The organism is Bradyrhizobium sp. SZCCHNR1043, assembly GCF_032489675.1.
In the GTDB taxonomy this organism is placed as follows: domain Bacteria; phylum Pseudomonadota; class Alphaproteobacteria; order Rhizobiales; family Xanthobacteraceae; genus Bradyrhizobium.
The window spans coordinates 555,573-575,736 of record NZ_JAUEYN010000002.1 but is presented as its reverse complement, the minus strand read 5'-3'; the positions used below and the strand labels follow the sequence as shown (position 1 = coordinate 575,736).

Genomic DNA, 20,164 nt, shown 5'->3' with positions numbered 1-20,164 from the left:
TCGGAAATCCAATCCTAACCCTTCTTGACCACCCGCCGCCCCATAGGATCTGTGGTACCTGCCGCCTGCATTTTTTTGAGCAGGCGGGCCACGGGCGCGGCCAGCGCCCGGCCTTCCCTGCGCCCTCCTGATTGATGAGGGTGAGCAGCTAAGCACAGCTCGGGCGCGATGGCGCCGCGAGAAAGCGCAGCCATGACCCAGCGAAGCTCGCCACACACGCGGTGTCGTCCCGGCCTTGAGCCGGGACCCATAACTACCGGCGTGAATGAGACGGATGACCGCCAGCCATATCCCTCGCGAGATCACGCGGTATGGGTCCCGGCGTTCGCCGGGACGACAGCTGGGCAGAGGGAATAGTGCGCCGCACACATGACCTCGGAGGTAACTGACACGGGATGGCGCGGCGTAGAAAATCCTTGACCCCTCCGCATGCAGATGATGCGAAGGATGCACCAGGGAGTGAAACAACAATGCGCCTGCCGTTCTACTATGGCTGGGTCATCGTCGCCGTGACCTTCGTGACGATGGCCGTCGGCGTCAATGCACGCACGGCGTTCTCGCTGTTCTATCCGCCGATCCTCGCCGAATTCGGCTGGGACCGCGGCGTCACCGCCGGCGCGTTCTCATTCGGCTTCGTTGCCTCCGGAATCGTCAGTCCGCTGATCGGACGGCTGATGGATCGCACCGGCCCGCGGGCCGTCATGGAACTCGGCGTCGCGCTGATGGCCGGCGGCCTGTTGCTGGCGCCGCTGACCTCGCAGCCCTGGCATCTCTACATCACGATCGGCGTGATGGTCGGCGCCGGCAGCGTCTGCCTCGGCTATTCCGGCCAGTCCTTGTTCCTGCCGAACTGGTTCATTCGCCGCCGCGGGCTGGCGATCGGCATCGCCTTCGCCGGCGTCGGCGTCGGCTCGATGACGCTGTTGCCGTGGGTGCAGCACATGATCGCGCAGACCAACTGGCGCACGGCCTGCACCGCGATGGGCATCGTCGTGCTGGTCGTGCTGGCGCCGATCAATCTGCTGCTGCGCAAGAAGCCGGAGGAGATCGGCCTGCGTCCCGACGGCGACGCCGCGCCGCTCGCCCATGCGGCCAAGCCGGTCTCCAACATCGTCGACGCCGCCTGGGCCGGCACCGACTGGACGTTGTCGCGTGCGCTGCGCACGGGCCGGTTCTGGTGGCTCGCGCTGGGCTATTTCTTCGGGCTCTATGTCTGGTACGCGGTGCAGGTGCACCAGACGAAATACCTGCTCGAGATCGGCTTCAGCTCGAGCGTCGCGGTGTGGGCGCTCGGGGCCGTGAGCCTGCTCGGGATTCCCGGCCAGATCGCGCTCGGCCATTTGTCGGATCGTCTGGGGCGCGAGGCGGTGTGGGGATTAGGCTGTCTCGGCTTCGCGATCTGCTTCGCCGCGCTGATCGCGCTCAAGGCCGCGCCGTCGCTCGTGCTGATCTACGTCATGGTGGCGACGCAGGGCGCGCTTGGTTACGGCCTGACCTCGGTGATGGGCGCGGTCGCGCTGGAAATATTCCAGGGCGCGCATTTCGGCAGCATCTTCGGAACGCTGATGCTGATCGGGCTGTGCGGCGGCGCAGCAGGTCCGTGGGTGACCGGCGTGCTCTATGACTACACCCTGAGCTACACGCCGGGCTTCGTGATCGCCTTCCTCGGCGCCTTCGTCTCGGCGGCGGCGATCTGGATCGCGGCACCCCGCAGGGTCCGCCTCGTCGCCGGCCAATTGCACAGGTTAAGGACGGCAGGGGCCACGGCGTGATGTGTGATCCGGCCGACTTGCCATCGCCGCGCGGCCGTGAGCTAATCGGCCAATCCAAGGGAGGGACCACATGAACGAGCATGTCCAGGCCGCCAAGGCTGCGCCGCTGTTCAATCCGCTGTCGCCGGAGTTCATCCGCGACCCCTATCCCTTCTATGCGCAACTGCGCGACAACGATCCGATGCATGTGACGCCGTTCGGCGCGTTCCTCGCCAGCCGGCACGCGGAATCGAGCCTGGTGCTGCGCGACAAGCGCTTCGGCAAGGACTTCGTCGCGCGTTCGATCCGGCGCTACGGTCCCGACATCATGAAGGAGCCGGTGTTCCAGAGCATGCGGCATTGGATGCTGCAGCAGGACCCGCCGGACCACACCCGGCTGCGCGGCCTCGTCGTGAAGGCGTTCACGGCGCGGCGGGTCGAGGACATGCGGCCGCGCATCCAGGAGATCGTCGACCGCACGCTCGATCAGGTGATCCCGCAGGGCCGGATGGACCTGATCGAGGACTTCGCGTTCAAGCTGCCCGTCACCGTGATCTGCGACATGCTCGGCATTCCCGAGGAGCATCGCGAGGCGTTCTACAAGAGCTCGCGCGAGGGCGGCCGACTGCTCGAGCCGGTGCCGCTGTCGAAGGCCGAGATCGCCGAGGGCAATGCCGGCAACGCCGTGTCCAAGGCGTATTTCCAGCACCTGTTCGAGTTGCGCCGGAAACATCCCGGCGACGATCTGACGACGCAGCTGCTGCAGGCCGAGGAGGATGGCGCCAAGCTCAGCCATGAGGAGCTCACCGCCAACATCATCCTGCTGTTCGGCGCGGGGCACGAGACCACGGTCAACCTGATCGGCAACGGCCTGCTGGCACTGCACCGCAACCCGGAGCAGCTGGCGCTCTTGAAGGCGCGGCCGGAGCTGATCACGAACGCGATCGAGGAGTTCCTGCGCTACGATTCCTCGGTGCAGCTCACCGGGCGGGTCGCGCTCGAGGATATCGAGGATCTCGGCGGCCGGCGGATTCCTGCGGGCGAGAGCGTGCTGTGCCTGCTCGGCTCGGCCAACCGCGATCCCGCCGTGTATCCGGACAATCCGGAACAGCTCGATATCACCAGGCCAAACGTGAAGCCGCTGTCGTTCGGCGGCGGCATCCACCATTGCCTGGGCGCGCAGCTTGCCCGGATCGAGGCCGAGATCGCGATCGGAACCCTGCTGCGGCGGCTGCCGGAGCTGAAGCTGGACGATCCGGACAACCCGGAATGGCGGCCGACCTTCGTGCTGCGCGGCCTCAAGCGGCTGCCGGCCCACTGGTAACCATCTTCGTTAACGGAGTTGTGCAACGCCCCCGGAAAGACCGACAGCGCTGTGACTTCGCCATACTTAATCCTATATGATGCAGCGCTCCGGTATCGATGCCAGTGGGCCGCGGCCGCATTGGTTTTAAGGTTGGGACACCGGAGCGTTGTCCTTTGAGGGAGACCCCGTGCAGACGACCCTGCTCGGCTTGGCGATTGCCTTCATCCTTGCGCTCCTTGCTGCGCTGATCGGCCCGTACTTCGTCGACTGGAACCAGTTCCGGCCGCAGTTCGAGGCCGAGGCGAGCCAGGTCATTGGCGTGCCCGTGCGGGTCGCCGGTGCGCTGGATGCACGGCTGTTACCGACGCCGACCTTAAGGCTGCGCCAGGTCACGTTCGGTGGCGCCAACCATCTCGGCAAGCTGCGCGCCGACAAGCTCGACGTCGAGTTCAGCCTTGGCGATCTGATGCGCGGGGAATGGCGGGCGAACGAACTCACCATCGGCGGCATGGCCGCCGATCTCGGCCTCGATGCCAAGGGCCTGGTCGACCTGCCGGCTGCCTCCGGCCGCTTCAATCTGGCCGCGCTCGCGATCGACCGGTTCAATCTCACCGGCCGCGTCGCCCTGCACGACGCAGCCAGCCGCTCGACGCTGGAGCTGACCGACATCGTCTTCTCCGGCGACGTGCGCTCGCTGGCTGGCTCCCTGCGCGGCGACGGCGCCGTGTCGATCCGCGGCGGCCGCTACCCGTTCCGGGTGTCGTCGAGCCAGGACAAGGACTCCAACGGCCTGCGCGTCCACCTCAACATCGACCCGGGCGAGCGTCCCGTGATGGCCGACATCGAAGGCCTCATCAGCTTTCCCAACCGCTCGCCGAAGTTCGAGGGCGCGCTGACGCTGTCGTCGCCCCCGAAAGAGCAGGGCGCCGACAACGACAAGCCCGCCCAGTCTGCGAAGGAGCCGTCCGCAAAGCAGGTCCAACAGGCCAAGACCCGTCCGCTGAACCAGGCCGGCGCGACGCCTTGGCGCATCGCCACCAAGATCGTCGGCGACCAGGCGACGGCCAAGCTCGACCAGATCGAGGTCAGCTTCGGCCAGGAGGATCGCTCACTGAAATTCGCGGGCAGCGGCGACGTCCGTTTCGGCGCCGCCCCCGTGCTGAAAGCCTCACTGTCCGCACGCCAGCTCGATGCCGACAAGCTCCTGGCCGGCGGTGACGACGTCAAGGACCGGCGGGCGATTGCGCCCGCGCTGGTGCTGCCGGCGCTGCGCAACTGGATTGCACAACTGCCGACCTTGCCGATGCCGGCCAATGTGCAGTTCGCGACCGAGCAGATCATGCTCTCCGGCCGCCCGGTGCAGAACTTCACCGCCGACCTGCACAACGAGCCGTCGGCATGGAGCCTCGAGAAGGTCGATCTGCGCGCGCCCGGTTCGACGCGGCTGACCTTCCGGACCATCGGCATCTCGACCTCGGTGACATCGGGCTTCACCGGCGCGCTCGATCTCGAATCGTCGGAGCCCGATACGCTGGTGGCCTGGCTGCAGGGCCGCAGCGACAGCAGCTACCGCACCCAGCGTCCGCTGCGGCTGCGCGGCGACCTCAACGTGGCGCCGGAGCGGATCGCGATCGACAGCCTCAAGGCCGATATCGACGGCGGCTCCGTCGATGGACGCGTCGCTCTCGTCAACCGGTCGGCCGGGCCGGGCTCGCGTTTCGAAGCGGTGCTGAAGGGTGACCGGCTCGACCTCGACGCGGCGATGGCCGTGACCCGGTCGCTGGTCGGCGTCACCGGCGAGTGGCCCGCCGAGGCCACCGTGGCGCTCGACGTCGGCCGCGCCAAGCTCAGCGGCCAGGAGCTGCGTCCGCTCACCGCGCGCTTTTCCTACGATCCCAAGACCATCGCCATCGACCAGATCAAGTTTGGCCAGAGCGGCGGCGTGACGAGCGAGGGCTCCGGCCGGTTCGATCGCGCCGACGCGACCGGGCGGCTGGTCGTGACCTCGATGGCCGGCTCGCTCAAGGAGATCACGGCGCTGGTGCAGCCGTTCGCGCCGCAGATCGCCGCGCGCTTCGATGCACTCGGCACGCCTGCCGGCGCTGCCCGGTTGAAGCTCACGCTCGATCTCGCCAAGGATCCTGCCACTGCCGACCGCAGCCAGGCCAAGGCGGTGCTTGATCTCGATGCGCCGCAACTCAAGGGCTCGGCGACGCTGACGGCCAAACCGTCGGCGGCGGCGCTGCGCAGCTTCGAGGTCGACGCGATCGATCGAACCGAGCTTGGGATCGAGAGCCGCGTCGCGGCCGAGCAGGGCAATGTCGTGCTGGCGCTGCTCGGGCTCGATCGCGTCGCGGCGGCCGGCAACGGTCCGGCCCAGTTCGACGCCAGCGTGACCGGCAGCTGGCGCACGCCGCTGCGGATGAATGCGAAGCTGTCCGGCGCCGGGCTCGATGGCGATGCGCAAGGCTCCGTCGATCCCTGGGGGGACACCGCCAAGGCCAACGTCAATCTGCGCCTGCGCAGCGCCAATCTGTCGCCGTTGTTCGGATTGAAGCCGCAGGATCCGGCGGCGCAGAACATCCGCCTGTTCTCCCGTCTCGGTCTTTCCAACAATCGCGTGACGCTCGACGACATCGACAGCACGGTCGGTGGATCGCGGCTGCGCGGCCGGCTCGCCCTGGTGCTCGACGAGGACAAGCAGATCGATGGTGAGCTCGGGCTGGACGCGCTCGACGTGCCGCAAGTGTTCTCGGTGCTGGTCGGCGCGGCCGGGCGTGAGCAGGCCGAGCCTCTCGGCGCAGGTCTCTTGAAGGGATGGCGCGGGCGGGTCTCGTTCCAGGCCCTCAGCGGCGCCATTCTGAACGGCACTGATCTGCGTCCGCTGGGCGGCGCCATCAAGAGCGACGGTCAGTCGCTGACCATCGAGAACGTCAAGGGCAAGCTCGGCGGCGGCGACGTCACCGCGACCGTCGATGCGCGCTCCAACGCGAATGGTCTCGTCCTGAACGGCCGCGTCGAGCTCGCCGGCATCGACGGCAACGCGCTGCGCTATCACAGCCTGAAGATGCCGGCCGGCAAGGTTTCGGCGCAGATGACGCTCGCCGCCGAAGGGCGCAGCGTGCAGGCACTGGTCAACGCGCTCTCGGGCAATGGCACGGTGACGCTCGACAATGCGGCGCTCCCCAATCTCGACCCGCGGGCGTTCGATGCGGCGTTGCGCGCGGCCGACGCAGGCCAGGTGAGCGACGACGGCAAGTTGCGGCAGGTGATCGAGCCGGTGCTGACGTCGGGGACGTTGCCGGTCGCGTCTGCTCAGATCCCCTTCATCATCCGCGACGGCCGGCTGCGTGTCGGCGCCACCACGCTCGAAGCGCAGGGCGCCCGCGCCGTCGTGTCCGGTGGCTTCGACATTCCTGCCGACCAGGCCGACATTCGCGCCAGCCTGAGCGCGAACACCGTCGGCAACGCCAACAGCCGTCCCGAGATCCAGCTGTTCGTGATCGGCACGTCCGGGGCGCTGACGCGCGCGGTCGACGTCACCTCGCTGTCGTCGTGGCTCGCGGTGCGTGCGATCGATCGCGAAACGCGGCGTCTGGATGCGATCGCGCGCGGCGAGGTGCCGCCGGCCTATCCGTCGTCCACCGCGTCGCTGCCTGGTCCACCCGAGGCTGGCCCGGCCGCGCCGAGTGCGGCCGACGTGCCGCTGCCCGGGCGTGATCCGCGGCGTGAGCCGCGCGCCAAGCTCGGCGGCCCCCGCGCCGTCGTGCCGCCGCTGACCCAGCCGCTCTCCGCTCCCGCGCCTCAGCCGGCGGCACCGGTGGCATCGAGCCAGCCGCAGGTCGCGCCCCTGCCGCCGCCGGTCGAAATCAAGCCCGCGCCGGGTGCGCTGCCGCCGCGCCCCAGGCCGGTGCCGCGTCCGCCGGTCGTGCTGACGCCGCCGGGCAGTCCGTGATCCCGGCCGAAGGCGTGCGGGGACCGCGCCGATGATGACGTTGCGACAGGTCGAGGTCATCCGCGCGGTCATGGTGACGGGCACCATCAACGGCGCCGCGCGCCTGCTGAAGGTGTCGGCACCGGGCGTCAGCCGTCTGGTGAAATACACCGAGCGCTCGCTCGGCATCCGTTTCTTCCAGCGCCAGAACGGCCGCTATTTCCCGACCCCCGAGGCGCAGAACATCTTCGAGCAGATCAACAGCGTCTACGAGAAGGTCGACGATCTCAGCTACATCATCTCCAACATCGGCCGCGGCGCGCTGTCGGAACTGCGCGTCGGCTCGGTGCCCAGCATCTCCCAGGTGATGGTGCCGCGCGCGATCGAGCGCGTCCGCCGCCGCTATCCCGATCTCGGCATCGACATCAACATTCTCAAGATCGAGGAAGCGATCGACTATCTGATGCTGGGCAAGGGCGAGTGCGTGGCGATGAGCTACCGGCTCGATCATTCCGGGCTCGAATTCCTGCCGCTGGCCTTAGGCGAATTGTTCTGCATCGTGCCGCCGGGACACGAACTCGCCGGCCGCAAGCAGGTGTCGGCTGCCGAGATGACGCGCTATCCGCTGATCGGCATCGATCCCAACGACCCCTACGGCCGGATCATGGCGGAGATCTTCGCGCGCAACAAACTCAGCTACAACATCTCGATCAAGGCGCGCTTCGGCACCACGGTCTGCGCGCTGGTGAAGGCCGGGCTCGGCATCGCGGTGATCGACCAGTTCACGGTCGCGCATGGCGGCTATCCCGGCATCGAGTTGATCAAGATTGCCGAGCCCACGCGGTTCGACACCTACATCGCCGTCAAGCGCGGCACGCCGCTGTCGCTCTACGCCGAACACTTCATCGACTGCCTGCGCGCGGAGATGCGCGCGCTGGAGCCCGGCCGACGTCAGGTGGCCAAACCGGCGAAATCCGGCGGCGGCAAAAAATAACATGATGTTAGGTTCAGCCGATATTTGAGTAATTGTGTTAGCGAGCGAACGCGCTATCGTCTGCATCGAAATCCGCGCGTGCGACGCTCGCACGTCACAGCAGCAAGAGACAAAAGCGAACGTGCCCGATCTTTCCGCGCTCAAAGCCCGCAAATTCCTGACCGGCTTGATCGGTGCGCCGATCGCGCATTCGGCGTCTCCCGCGATGCACGAATATGCCGCGGCGGCGCTCGGCATGCGCTGCCATTACCAGCTGATCGAGGTGGCCGGTGCCGATCGCGCGGGTCTGGCGACGCTGCTTGAAGGCGTGCGCCGGCTCGGCTTTGCCGGGGTCAATGTGACCTATCCCTACAAGGAAGCTGTGGTCGAGCTGCTCGACGAACTCGCGCCGAAGGCGGCGGCGATGGGCGCCGTCAATACCGTCGTCGTGCGCGATGGCCGGCTGATCGGCCACAATACCGATACCACCGGCTTCGAGCGGGCAGTGGCGCCGCTGGTCAGCCGGACCGGTCGCGGCGTCGTGGCGCTGATTGGGGCCGGCGGGGTTGGTAAAGCGATTGCGTTCGCGCTTGCGAACCTCGACGTCGCAGGCTTGCACATCTACGACACCGAGCGTGCGCGTGCGGAGAAGCTGGCGAACCTGCTTCCGGGCGGCAAATCCATCACGGTGGCCGATAGCGTCGAAGAGGCGCTGCAGGGGGTGGTGGGCGTCGTCAACGGCACACCGATCGGGATGCTGCCGAACCGCGGTACGCCGGTGCCGGAACACTTGCTGCGCGTCGATCTCTGGGTCGCGGACGCCGTCTATTCGCCGCTGTGGACGCCACTCCTGAAAGCCGCCAAGGCCCGGGGCGCCCACGTCCTGCTCGGGCGCGAGCTCGCGATCTATCAGGCGGCGGACGCGTTCGAGCTGTTCACGGGGCTCGTGCCCTCGACCGAGGCGATGGGCGCGGCGTTCGACAACCATATGGCGGAGAGATATCCGGCGGTTGACGCCGCCTGACCAAACCGGCCAATACGCGCCGGACTAGTCGTTCAAGCAAGAAACGCAAACAAGCGTTTGGAAACAGAGGAGGAAACAACGTGAGATCGATCACCCTGGCTGGCCTGTGCTCAGCCGTGCTGCTGTCCGGAGCCGCCTTCGCGCAATCCGGCGCCCCCATCAAGATCGCCAATGTCGCCGAGCTCTCAGGCGGTGGCGCCACCGTCGGCAACAACTGGAAGAACGGCATCGATCTCGCCGTCGAGGAAATCAACGCCAAGGGCGGCATCCTCGGCCGCAAGATCGAGGTCAGCCATGCCGACTCGCAGTCGAACCCCGGCGTTGCGCGTGCGCAGGTGCAGAAGGCGCTCGATGGCGAGCCCTACGTGCTGCTCGGGCCCGGCTATTCCGGCTCGGTGAAGGTGACGGCGCCGCTGGCGGCCGAGGCCGGCATCACCCAGATCATGGGCGGCGAAGCGGCCGAGCTCACGCAGGCCGGCAACAAGTTCCTGTTCCGCACCTCGTTCGGCCAGCAATCGTCGATGCCGAAGGTCGCGAAGTACATCAACGATGAGCTGAAGGCGAAGTCGGTCGCGGTGGTCTGGGTCAACAATGATTTCGGCCGCGGCGGTCGCGACGTCATCACCAAGGAGTTCAACCGTCTCGGCATCAAGGTCGCGGCCGACCTCTCGACCGAAGCCGGCCAGGCCGACTTCGCCGCCGACGTCAGCAAGATCAAGGCGGCGGCGCCGGATGCGGTCTTCATCTATGTCAACGAGGAAGAGAGCGCGCGCATCCTCAAGGAGATCAAGCGCCAGGGCGTGACCGCGCCGCTGATCGGCGAGACCACGCTGGTCGGCCAGAAGGTGATCGAGCTCGCCGGCGATGCCGCCAACGGCGCCCGCGGCCATGTCGGTCTCACCACCGACGCACCGATCGAGGCCATCAAGGCGTTCCGCGACCGCTTCGTGAAGAAGTACAACTACGTGCCGGATCACAACGGCCTCAAGGGCTATCTCGCGATCTACATGGTCAAGGCCACGACCGAGAAGATGGGCAAGGTGGATTCCAAGGCCTTCGCCGACACGCTGCACGGCCTGACCATCAAGACCTCGACCGAGCCGAATATCCTGATGGATGTCACGTTCGACCAGAACGGCGACATCGATCGCCAGGGCTTCCTGGTCGAGGTGGTCGAAGGCAAGCAGGTCGTGAAGCAGGTGCTGCCGAAGCTCAACTGAGGACAACGGTCGACCGGCGGCGCCGGAGGGGATGCTAGTGCCGCCGTCACCCAAAGGCTTAGGGGGAAACGATGTCCAATCTGCTCGACCTGATCGTGGCGGGTCTCGCCACCGGCGCCATCTACGCGCTCGTTGCCGTCGGCTTCACCTTGCTGTGGCAGACCTCGCAGACCATCAACTTCGCCCAGGGCGAGTTCGTGATGCTGCCGGCCTTCCTGATGCTCGCGGTGATGCATCTCGGCGCGCCGTTCTGGCTCGCGGTTCTCGTCGGCATCCTGTTGTCGGCACTGCTGCTCGGTCTCGCCTTCAAGATGCTGCTGGTCGATCCGATGCTGCGGCATGGCGTGCTGCCGCTGGCGATCGCCACCATGGCGCTGGCGGTCGGGATCAAGGAGGCGGTGAAGCAGTTCTTCAGCGCCGAGGCCTCGCCTTTCCCCTCGATCGTGCCGGTCGGCGATGTCTCGATCCTCGGACGTGCGATTTCGCTGCAGAGCCTCGGTGTGCTCGCCGTCGCGATCCTGGCCGTCGTCGGCCTGACCACACTCTTGAACCGTACGTCGCTCGGTCACCAGATGCAGGCGGCGGCGCAGAACCCGACGGTGGCGCGCATCATCGGCGTGCCTGTCGAGCGTATGATCCTCCTGACCTTCCTGATCAACGCCGTGCTGGTGGCGCTGGCCTCGCTGCTGATCACGCCGATCTATCTCGCGAAGTTTTCCAGCGGTGAGGTGCTCGGGCAGGCCGCGTTTATCGCCGCCATTGTCGGCGGCTTCAACCAGGTGCGCGGCGCCATTGCCGGCGGTCTCCTGATCGGCGTCGTCGACAACCTCGCCGCCGCCTACGTCTCCACTCAGTATCGCGCCGCCGTTCCGATGGTGCTGCTGATCCTTGTCATCCTGTTCCGGCCGCAGGGCCTGCTCGGACGCGCCGAGGAGCGTACGGTATGAGCAAGCACAGCAAACTGCTTCTCGTCGCGCTCGGTCTCGTCATCATCGCGGGTCTGATCATCATCCCGATGAACTTCAACCGCTACGGCCTGTATATTCTGAGCCAGTGGGCGGTCATGACCATTGCGGCCATGGGGCTCAACCTCACGCTCGGTTATGCCGGACAGGTGTCGCTGGCCCAGGGCGCGTTCGTCGGCATCGGCGCCTACGGGGCCGCGATCCTGACTACGCATGGCTGGCCACTGATCGCCGCGCTAGGGCTCGTCATCGTGATCTGCTTCGCCGTCGGCTGGCTCTTGGGCTATCCGGCGCTGCGCGTGCAGCACCACTATCTCGCCTTTGTCACGCTCGCCTTCTCGACCTTGGCGTTCCTGGTGTTTCGCAACGAGAGCTGGCTCACCAACGGCATCTACGGCATCAGCAACATTCCGCGCCCGGAAATCTTCGGCTTTCCGACCCGCAAGCCATTGCCGTTCTATTACCTCTGCCTCGGCTCGCTCGGTCTGGTGACGCTGGCGATGTGGTGGCTGATCCGCTCGCCCTGGGGCCGCGCCTTCATGGCGCTGCGCGAGAACCCGATCCGGGCGCAGTCGCTCGGCATCGACACCAGGCGCTACACGCTGATGGCGTTCGCAATCGGCTCCGTGCTCGGCGGCATCGCCGGCGTGCTCTATGCGCCGCTGACGCAATATGTCGACCCGGTGCCGTTCAACCTGCAGCTTTCGCTCGACCTCCTGATGATGGTGATCGTCGGCGGCGCTGGCTTCATGCTCGGGCCGTTCCTGGGCGCCATGATCGCGGTGCTGCTGCCGGAGTGGCTGCGCTTCGCCGAGGGCTACTATTTGATGCTCTATGCCGTGGCGGTCATCCTGCTGCTGATCTACTCGCCCACCGGCATCCTTGGCATTATCGATCGCTATCTCAGCTCACGGCGAACCCAGGCTGCCTCCGCGCTGCGGGCCGCGGCCCAATCCAAGCTGGAGGCCGCGCGATGACCGCAGTCCTCGACGTACGCGACGTCAAGAAGAGCTTCGGCGGCATCACCGCCGTCAACGGCGTCAGCTTCGACGTGCACGAGGGCGAGATCCTCGGCCTGATCGGCCCCAACGGCTGCGGCAAGTCGACCCTGTTCAACTGTATCCTCGGCCAGCTGGTGCCGAGTGCCGGCGAGGTCAGGGTCGACGGCAAGCTCGTCACTGGACAGCGTCCGGCGGAGCTGAACCGGCTCGGCGTCAGCCGCACGTTTCAGTTGCTGCAGGTGTTCCCGAAACTGTCGGTGCGCGACAATCTGATCCTTGCGGGACAGGAGCATCGCGGCAGCATGCTGTCGCGCCTGTTCGGTCCGTCGGATGCCGGCCTGACCACGACCGCCGATCAGATGATCGGCTTCTTCAAGCTGGAGCACCTCGCCAACGAGCCGGCCGGTGGCTTGTCCTATGGTCAGCAGAAGCTGCTCGATGCCGCGATGGCCTTCATGGGCGGCCCGCGGCTGGTGCTGCTCGACGAGCCTGCAGGCGGCGTCAACCCGACCATGCTGGGCGACCTCAAGGAGCGGCTGATCGCGATCAATCGCGAGCGCCGCGCCACCTTCGTCGTGATCGAGCACAACATGGAGTTTGTGATGTCGCTGTGCTCGCGCGTGATGGTGATGGCGGAAGGCAAGGTGCTTGCGATCGGCAAACCCGACGAGATCAGGGCCAACCCGGCCGTGATCGAAGCCTATCTCGGACACTGAGGGAGCCGGCGATGAGCGATCCCATTCTCGATGTCCAGAACCTCGTCGGCGGCTACGGCAAGATGACGATCCTCAACGGCACGACCTTCTCGGTGCCGGCGGGCTCGATCACCACCGTCATCGGTCCGAACGGCGCCGGCAAGTCGACCGTGTTCAAGGCGATCTTCGGCCTGCTCAAGCTGCGCGAAGGCAAGGTGGTCTTCAAGGGCCGCGACGTCACCGGCTTGAGCCAGCGCGCGCTGCTCGGCGCCGGCATCTGCTACATCCCGCAGGGCCGCAACATCTTCGGCGAGCTGTCGGTGCGTCACAACATCGAGCTTGGCGGCGTCGCCGCTTCGCGCGATCTCGATCTGACCGCCCGCGTCGAGGCGGCGCTCGACGTCTTTCCGGTGCTGCGCAAGAAGGCGGATCGTCAGGCCTCGACCCTGTCGGGCGGCGAGCAGAAGCAGCTCGAGATCGCGCGCGGGCTGCTTCTCGAGCCGCAGCTGGTGCTGATCGACGAGCCCTCCATCGGCCTGTCGCCCTTGATGGTGCATCAGACCTTCGACATGCTGAAACAATTGCGCGACCGCGGCGTCTCGGTGCTCCTGATCGAGCAGAATGCGCGCTCGGCGCTGGAGATCTCCGACTACGGCATCGTGCTCGAGCTCGGCCGCACCCGCATCATCGACAAGGCCGATCGCGTGCTGGCCGATCCGCGCATCGGCCAGCTGTTCCTGGGCGGCGCGATGGAGGAGACGGCGGCATGAACCAGCGCTCGATCGCAACCGTCTCCATCTCTGGCGCGCTCGACGAGAAGCTCAAGGCGATCGCTGCCGCCGGCTTCGATACGGTCGAGATCTTCGAGAACGATCTGGTCGCGTTCGGGATGCGGCCGCGCGAGATCGGGCAGATGTGCCGCGACCTCGGACTTGCGATCTGCGCCTATCAGCCGTTCCGCGATTTCGAGGGCATGCCGGAGCCGCAGCGCGCGCGCAACGTCATCCGCGCCGAGCGCAAGTTCGACCTGATGCAGGAGCTGGGCACGGATCTGCTGCTGATCTGCAGCAGCGTGTCGCCGGCCTCGCTCGGCGGCATCGACCGCGCCGCCGCCGATTTCCACGAGCTCGGCGAGCGCGCCGCGAAGCGGGGTCTGCGCGTCGGCTATGAGGCGCTGGCCTGGGGCCGTCACGTGCATGACTATCGCGATGCCTGGGAGATCGTGCGCCGCGCCGATCACAAAGCCATCGGCGTCATCCTCGACAGTTTCCATGCGCTCGCACCGGCGCTGCCGACCAACGCGATTCGCTCCATTCCCGCCGACAAGATCTTCCTGGTGCAACTCGCCGATGCGCCGAAGCTCGAACTGGATGTGCTGTCCTGGAGCCGGCATTTCCGCAGCTTTCCCGGGCAAGGCGATCTGCCGGTCGGGGAGTTCATGGAGGCGGTGGCCGCGACCGGCTATACGGGGCCGCTGTCGCTGGAGATCTTCAACGATCAGTTCCGCGCCGGCTCGGCGCCGCGCACCGCGCTCGACGGCATGCGCTCGCTGCTGCTGTTGCAGGATGACCTCGCCGGGAAGATGCCCGCCCAGCCGGAGCCGCGCTTCGAGCCTCGGGTCAAGAGCCACGGCATCGGCTTCGTGGAATTCGCGGTCAGCGAGGACAAAGCGGAGTCTCTGGCGAGACTGTTCGGGCAGCTTGGCTTCCGCAAGACGGGGCGTCACCGCAGCAAGGCGGTGCAGCGCTGGTCCCAGGGCGCAATCGAGCTGGTGATCAACTGCGAGCCGGCCAGCTTTGCGCATTCGCATTACGTCACGCATGGGGCAGGCGTCTGCGCGTTGGCGCTGGACGTCGACAGCGCCGCTCGTGCCATGGCGCGGGCGCAGTCCTTGAAGACGCGCACCTTCACGCAGCCGGTCGGGCCGGGGGAACTGGAAATTCCGGCGATCCACGGCGTCGGCGGCAGCCTGTTGTACTTCCTGGATACGCACGGGCGGCACTGGGACGTCGATTTCGAAGCTGTCGCCAGCGACAGGAGCACCGACCGTCTCGTCGCGGTCGATCACATCGCCCAGTCGATGCCGTATGAAGAGATGCTGTCCTGGCTGCTGTTCTATGCCGGGATCATCGACTTCTCGCGGCTGCCGCAGATGGAGATCGCCGACCCCCGAGGCCTCGTGCAGAGCCAGGCGATCGTCAACGGCGATCGCAGCCTGCGCTTCATCCTCAACGGCTCCTCGGCGACGCGCACCTTGTCTTCGCGTTTCATCTCCGAGTTCTTCGGTTCCGGCGTCCAGCACATCGCGTTCTCCTGCGACGACATTTTTGCAGCCGTGGCCGAGATGCGCGCCCGCGGCGCCGGCTTCCTCGACATTCCCGATAACTACTACGACGATCTCGAAGCCAAGTATGATCTTGCGCCCGAGACGATCGCAGCGCTCCGTGCCAACGAGATCCTGTACGACCGCGACGGCGACGCCGAGTTCTTCCAAGTCTACACCCATATCTTCGAGGAGCGCTTCTTCTTCGAGATCGTGCAGCGGCGCAACTATCAGGGCTTCGGTGCGGCCAATGCCGCGATCCGGCTGGCGGCGCAGGCCCGCGAGGTGCGGCCGGACGCGATGCCGCGGCTGTAGCTCAGGGCTCGGGCCGGATGCCGGGCAGGCGGACGATCTCCTCGGCGAGATAGTCGATCAGCAGCCGCACGCGCGCGATGCCGGCGCGCTCCGGGACGATCAGCATGTTGAGGGGAGTCGATGGCAAACGGTGGTCGGGCAGGATGACCGTCAGCCTGCCAGCCGCGATGAGGTCGTCGACCAGCCACGCATGGCTCCCGCCGATTCCGCGCCCGGACAGCACGGCCTCTCGAACCGCGAGTCCGTGATTGGTGCGGAAGCAGCCTCTGAACGGCACCTCATGGCGTTCTCCGTCGGGTCCCATGACGACCAGCGACTCGCTGCCCGCGACGTTGGTCATGCGGATGCCGTCATGCCCGATCAGTTCCTGCGGCGTGCGCGGCGTGCCGCGTCTCGCGAGGTAGTCGGGAGAAGCGACCAGCAGCCGGTGCGAGTGGCCGAGCGACCGCAGCTTCAGAGAACTGTCGGTGAGCGGGGCGAGACGCAGCGCGATGTCGACACCCTCCCGCACGAGGTCGATGCGCTCGTCGGTCAAATTGAGATCGATCGCGATGTCCGGATAGAGATCCTGAAACGCGAAGACCAGCCGCGCGACATGCAGGATGCCGAAGGCCGCCGTGCAGGAAATCCGGATGATGCCGCTGGCAGCGCCACGCGCACCGCGCGCCTCGTCGCCGGCCTGTTCGATAAGCCGCAGGATCTGGACGCAGTTCGTGTAGTAGCGGCTGCCTTCGTCGGTCAGGGTGACGCGCCGGGTGGTGCGGCTGAGCAGCGGCACGCCGATCGCATCCTCCAATTCCTGAAGGTGACGCGAGATGGTGGACTGGCCCAGCCCGAGCTCGCGCGCCACGGCCGACAGGTTGCCGCGCTCGGCGACCCGGACGAAGCTGCGCATGTTGATGAGGCTGATGTCTGATTTATCCATAAAACAGCATAATATTATCGATATATGCCATATAGTGGATAAGTTGGCGCGCGTCTATGTTCCGGCTGTTCCAGCAAAGGATCCAAGCCATGAACGTGCTGCTCGTCTTCGCCCATCCCGAACCCCGCTCGCTGAACGGCGCCCTGCGCGAGGTCGCCGTCGCCGAGCTCAAGGCCCAGGGCCACGAGATCCGGGTCTCAGATCTCTACGCGATGGGCTGGAAGTCGGCCACCGACCGCGCCGACTTCCCGCTCTTGCCGCCGGACGGGCCTCTCAACGTCGCCACCGCGTCTGGCGAGGCCTTCAAGACCCACACCTTGACCGAGGACGTCAGGGCCGAGCAGGACAAGCTGCTCTGGGCCGACGCGGTGGTCCTGCAGTTTCCGCTGTGGTGGTTCACGATGCCGGCGATCCTCAAGGGCTGGGTCGACCGGGTGTATTCCTATGGCTTCACCTATGGCGTCGGCGAGCACAGCGACAAGCGCTGGGGCAACCGCTATGGTGAGGGTGTGTTTGCCGGCAAGCGCGCGATGCTGGTCGTGACCACCGGCGGCTGGGAGGAGCATTATTCGGCGCGCGGCATCAACGGGCCGATCGACGATCTCCTGTTTCCGATCAACCACGGCATCCTGTTCTATCCCGGCTTCGACGTGCTGCCGGCGTTCGTGGCGCACCGGGTCAACCGGCTCGATGATGCCGGCTTTGCCGCGATCGCCGAGCGGCTGCGCGAGCGCATGCGGACGCTGTTCACGGATCAGCCGACCCCGTACCGGCGGCAGAACCACGGCGACTATCTGATCCCGTCGATGCAGCTTCGTCCCGAGCTCGGCGCGCCGGACGCGCGCGGCTTCGCGCTGCATGTCGACGTCGCGCGCTGACGCGGAGGGCGCGGGCTCAGCCCGCGCCCATCGCGACCGCAATGTGGTAGGTCGCGAACGCGGCCGCATAGGCGAGCGCGAACATGTAGAAGAAGGTGACGGCCATCCAGCGCCAGCTGCCGGTTTCTCGGCGGATGACGGCGAGGGTCGAGGCGCATTGCGGGGCGAAGATGTACCAGGCGAGCAGCGCCAGCGCCGTGGCGAGGCTCCATTTGCTGGCCAGCACCTGTCCGATCTGCTCGGCGGCCTCCTTGCCGCCCTCGATCGCATAGACGGTGCCGAGCGCGGCGACTGCGACTTCGCGGGCGGCCATGCCGGGCACCAGCGCCACCGCGATCTGCCAGTTGAAGCCGACCGGCGAGAGCAGGGGGGCGATCGCCTGGCCGATCATCGCCGCGAGGCTGTAATTGATCGCGGGCTCGGTCGCGCCCTCCGGCGGCTGCGGGAACGACGCCAGGAACCAGATCAGCACCATCATCGCGAAGATCGTGGTGCCGGCGCGCTGCAAGAACATCTTGGCGCGGGTGTAGACGCCGATCGCGATGCTGCGCAACCGCGGCATCTTGTAGTCCGGCAGCTCCAGCATGAACGGCGCCGGCTGGTAGTCGCGCATCAGGAAGAACTTCACCAGGAACGACACCAGCAGCGCGCTGATGATCCCGGCGGCGTAGAGCCCGAACATCACCAGGCCCTGCAGGTTGACCAGGCCCCACACCTTGGTCGGCGGGATGAAGGCCGAGATGATCAGCGTATAGACCGGGATCCGCGCCGAGCAGGTCATCAGCGGCGCGATCAGGATCGTGGTGAGCCGGTCGCGGCGGTTATCGATCACGCGCGTCGCCATGATGCCGGGAATGGCGCAGGCAAAGCTCGAGAGCAGCGGGATGAAGGCGCGGCCATGCAGCCCGGCGCCGCCCATGATGCGGTCCATCAGGAATGCGGCGCGCGCCATGTAGCCGAAATCTTCCAAGAGCAGGATGAACAGGAAGATGATGATGATCTGCGGCAGGAACACGATGACGCTGCCGACGCCGGAGATCACGCCGTTCTGCAGGAAGCTCTGCAGCAGGCCTTCGGGAAGCTCGTCGTGAACGAGCTGGCCGAGCGCATCGAAGGCCGCCGACAACACCTGCATCAGCGGCTGGGCCCAGGCGAACACCCCCTGAAACATCACGAACAGGATCGCCAGCAGGATCAGCAGACCGCCGACCGGATGCAGCGCGATGGCATCGATCCGGGCAGTCCAGGTATCGGGCCGCTCGGGCAAGCTGACCGTCTCCGCGATGATACGGTCGGCCTCGCGCTGGGTGGCGCGCAGCTCCGGGACCGTGAGAGGACGCCAGGTGTTGGCGCGCTCTCCGGTGGCCGCGGCCGCCCGGGCGAGGAGCTCGTCGGTCAGCCGCAGCAGGTCGTCGGTGCCGCCCTTCCGCACGGCGATCGACGTCACCACCGGCACGCCCAGCGCTAGCGACAGGGCGGGGACGTCGACCGTGACGCCGCGCCGCTTGGCGATGTCGAACATGTTGAGCACGAGCGCCAGCGGCCGGCCGGTGCTCTTGAGCTCGAGCAGCAGCCGGATCGTCAACCTGAGGTTGGTGGAGTCGGCGACGCACAACACCAGATCGGGCAGGACCTCGCCGGTGGCACGTCCCAGCACGAAATCCCTGGTGATTTCCTCGTCAGGGCTGCGACCGCGCAAGGAATAGGTGCCGGGCAGGTCGACCAGCGAGACCTGGCGGCCCTGCGGGGTGACGAATGCGCCCTCTTTGCGCTCGACCGTGACCCCAGGATAGTTCGCGACCTTCTGGCGGCTTCCCGTCAGCGCGTTGAACAGCGAGGTCTTGCCGCTGTTGGGCGTACCCACCAGGGCCAGATGCAGCAGAGGGCTTTCCATGACGACGCTTTCCGCGCGGCCTATGCCACGATGACGGCCATGGCCTCGCGCCGGCGGACCGCGACGGTGATGTTGTCGACACGCACGGCGATCGGATCGCGCCCGACGATCCCCTCATGCAGAATTTCGACCCGGGCGCCCTCGACGAAGCCCAGTTCGATCAGCCGGCTCTCCAATTCGACGTCCGGCAGGGACGAGCTCGCGCCGCCCGCAGCCAGATGCTGGATTGTTCCGGTATAGCCTCGCCGGGCAAGACCGAGCGGCTGAGGCGGCCTTGTATCGCAGATTTCGCTCATAGCCTGTATTTTCAATCGCGTGCCAAGAGGTCAAGCGCGGCATGTTAAATGCCGCTGCATCTTAGAGCGATTTTAAACAGGCCGGGCGGACCGCCGTCTGATCTGCCTCAAGGAGCCGCGGCGGCTGCCGTGTGCCGGGCGTCCACCGCCGCCTTCGGCTCGAGGCCGGAAGAAGCTGCGGCGCGGCTCTTGAAGTGGTCGAGCACGAACAGCCGGATCGCCGAGGACAGGTTGCCCTGCTGGCGATTGTTGTCGATCTCTCCGACCAGCTCGGACAGGGTCATGTTACGGAGACCCGAAATCTCCTTCATGCCGTTCCAGAAGGCCTCTTCGAGGCTGACGCTGGTCTTGTGGCCAGCAACCACGATTGAACGTTTTACGACGGGCGACTTCATCACGCGTCCTCGCCATTGATACGATGTTGATCGAGTAATTCGTTCGCGCGCTTGTCGCGTTGCGCGTCATTTGCGCGTTCGGACTTCGTCCTGCCGAAGCGAGCGCGGTTGCTTTCGGCGACCTTCGCTGCTTCATCGCGCTCCACGCGCTTTCTGAAACGTTTCAAGTTGATGACATCACCCATGCTTGCTCCAATCATCTAAGCCATCGAACGTCGTGACGAGAGCATACGCATTGCGCGGATGAGCCCAGGCGTTCTCCAGACAAT

At 66.4% G+C, this 20,164-nt stretch carries 17 protein-coding genes; 12 read left to right on the top strand and 5 right to left on the bottom strand.

Going from position 1 to position 20,164, the window contains the following annotated elements; genetic code table 11:
* Positions 1-470: 470 nt before the first annotated feature.
* The 11 genes from QX039_RS05380 to QX039_RS05330 all read left to right on the top strand — a co-directional run bounded on the left by QX039_RS05380 (position 471) and on the right by QX039_RS05330 (position 15,507).
* Entirely contained in the window at positions 471-1,772 is a 1,302-nt protein-coding gene (locus tag QX039_RS05380) for an MFS transporter (RefSeq protein ID WP_315771706.1), read from the top strand.
* 70 nt (positions 1,773-1,842) lie between these two features.
* Positions 1,843-3,075 (top strand): cytochrome P450, encoded by a 1,233-nt coding sequence (locus QX039_RS05375; RefSeq protein WP_315771705.1) that lies wholly within the window; start codon positions 1,843-1,845, stop codon positions 3,073-3,075.
* A gap of 169 nt (positions 3,076-3,244) precedes the next feature.
* The gene (locus QX039_RS05370; protein WP_315771703.1) at positions 3,245-7,012 is read left to right on the top strand and encodes an AsmA-like C-terminal region-containing protein; all 3,768 of its coding nucleotides are present in this window, start codon (positions 3,245-3,247) and stop codon (positions 7,010-7,012) included.
* A 31-nt stretch (positions 7,013-7,043) separates the two neighbouring features.
* A complete protein-coding gene (locus tag QX039_RS05365) occupies positions 7,044-7,985 on the top strand; it encodes a LysR family transcriptional regulator (protein WP_315736850.1) in 942 nt (313 codons plus the stop codon).
* Between the two features lie 121 nt (positions 7,986-8,106).
* Positions 8,107-8,988 carry a shikimate dehydrogenase gene (locus QX039_RS05360; RefSeq protein WP_315736851.1) on the top strand — a complete coding sequence of 294 codons (882 nt, stop codon included), beginning with the start codon at positions 8,107-8,109 and terminating at the stop codon, positions 8,986-8,988.
* A gap of 80 nt (positions 8,989-9,068) precedes the next feature.
* Positions 9,069-10,208 (top strand): ABC transporter substrate-binding protein, encoded by a 1,140-nt coding sequence (locus QX039_RS05355; protein WP_315736852.1) that lies wholly within the window; start codon positions 9,069-9,071, stop codon positions 10,206-10,208.
* 71 nt (positions 10,209-10,279) lie between these two features.
* Positions 10,280-11,155: a branched-chain amino acid ABC transporter permease gene (locus QX039_RS05350; RefSeq protein WP_315736853.1), complete on the top strand. Its 876-nt coding sequence runs from the start codon at positions 10,280-10,282 to the stop codon at positions 11,153-11,155.
* A complete protein-coding gene (locus QX039_RS05345; protein WP_315736854.1) occupies positions 11,152-12,150 on the top strand; it encodes a branched-chain amino acid ABC transporter permease in 999 nt (332 codons plus the stop codon). Before QX039_RS05350 ends, QX039_RS05345 begins: the two co-directional genes overlap by 4 nt.
* Positions 12,147-12,890, top strand: a complete 744-nt coding sequence (locus QX039_RS05340) for an ABC transporter ATP-binding protein (RefSeq protein WP_315736855.1) — start codon at positions 12,147-12,149, stop codon at positions 12,888-12,890. The genes QX039_RS05345 and QX039_RS05340 overlap by 4 nt, the downstream gene beginning before the upstream one ends.
* Positions 12,891-12,901: 11 nt before the next feature.
* Positions 12,902-13,639 (top strand): ABC transporter ATP-binding protein, encoded by a 738-nt coding sequence (locus tag QX039_RS05335; RefSeq protein ID WP_315736856.1) that lies wholly within the window; start codon positions 12,902-12,904, stop codon positions 13,637-13,639.
* Positions 13,636-15,507 (top strand): bifunctional sugar phosphate isomerase/epimerase/4-hydroxyphenylpyruvate dioxygenase family protein, encoded by a 1,872-nt coding sequence (locus tag QX039_RS05330; RefSeq protein WP_315736857.1) that lies wholly within the window; start codon positions 13,636-13,638, stop codon positions 15,505-15,507. The genes QX039_RS05335 and QX039_RS05330 overlap by 4 nt, the downstream gene beginning before the upstream one ends.
* A gap of 1 nt (position 15,508) precedes the next feature.
* Here QX039_RS05330 and QX039_RS05325 read toward each other — a convergent pair whose 3' ends face one another.
* Positions 15,509-16,432, bottom strand: coding sequence for a LysR family transcriptional regulator (locus tag QX039_RS05325; RefSeq protein ID WP_315771701.1), 924 nt, complete (start codon positions 16,430-16,432; stop codon positions 15,509-15,511).
* An 89-nt stretch (positions 16,433-16,521) separates the two neighbouring features.
* On the opposite strand from QX039_RS05325, the gene QX039_RS05320 reads away from it, so the two are divergent.
* On the top strand, positions 16,522-17,310 hold the full coding sequence (locus QX039_RS05320) for an NAD(P)H-dependent oxidoreductase (protein ID WP_315736860.1): 789 nt from the start codon (positions 16,522-16,524) through the stop codon (positions 17,308-17,310).
* 16 nt (positions 17,311-17,326) lie between these two features.
* Here the strand turns inward: QX039_RS05320 and feoB are convergent, their stop codons facing one another.
* The 4 genes from feoB to QX039_RS05300 all read right to left on the bottom strand — a co-directional run bounded on the left by feoB (position 17,327) and on the right by QX039_RS05300 (position 20,080).
* Positions 17,327-19,204 (bottom strand): ferrous iron transport protein B, encoded by a 1,878-nt coding sequence (gene feoB, locus QX039_RS05315; protein ID WP_315736861.1) that lies wholly within the window; start codon positions 19,202-19,204, stop codon positions 17,327-17,329.
* A gap of 20 nt (positions 19,205-19,224) precedes the next feature.
* A complete protein-coding gene (locus QX039_RS05310) occupies positions 19,225-19,500 on the bottom strand; it encodes a ferrous iron transport protein A (protein ID WP_315713372.1) in 276 nt (91 codons plus the stop codon).
* 107 nt (positions 19,501-19,607) lie between these two features.
* On the bottom strand, positions 19,608-19,895 hold the full coding sequence (locus QX039_RS05305; RefSeq protein ID WP_315736862.1) for a ribbon-helix-helix domain-containing protein: 288 nt from the start codon (positions 19,893-19,895) through the stop codon (positions 19,608-19,610).
* On the bottom strand, positions 19,895-20,080 hold the full coding sequence (locus QX039_RS05300; RefSeq protein WP_315736863.1) for a DUF4169 family protein: 186 nt from the start codon (positions 20,078-20,080) through the stop codon (positions 19,895-19,897). The genes QX039_RS05305 and QX039_RS05300 overlap by 1 nt, the downstream gene beginning before the upstream one ends.
* Between the last annotated feature and the right edge of the window lie 84 nt (positions 20,081-20,164).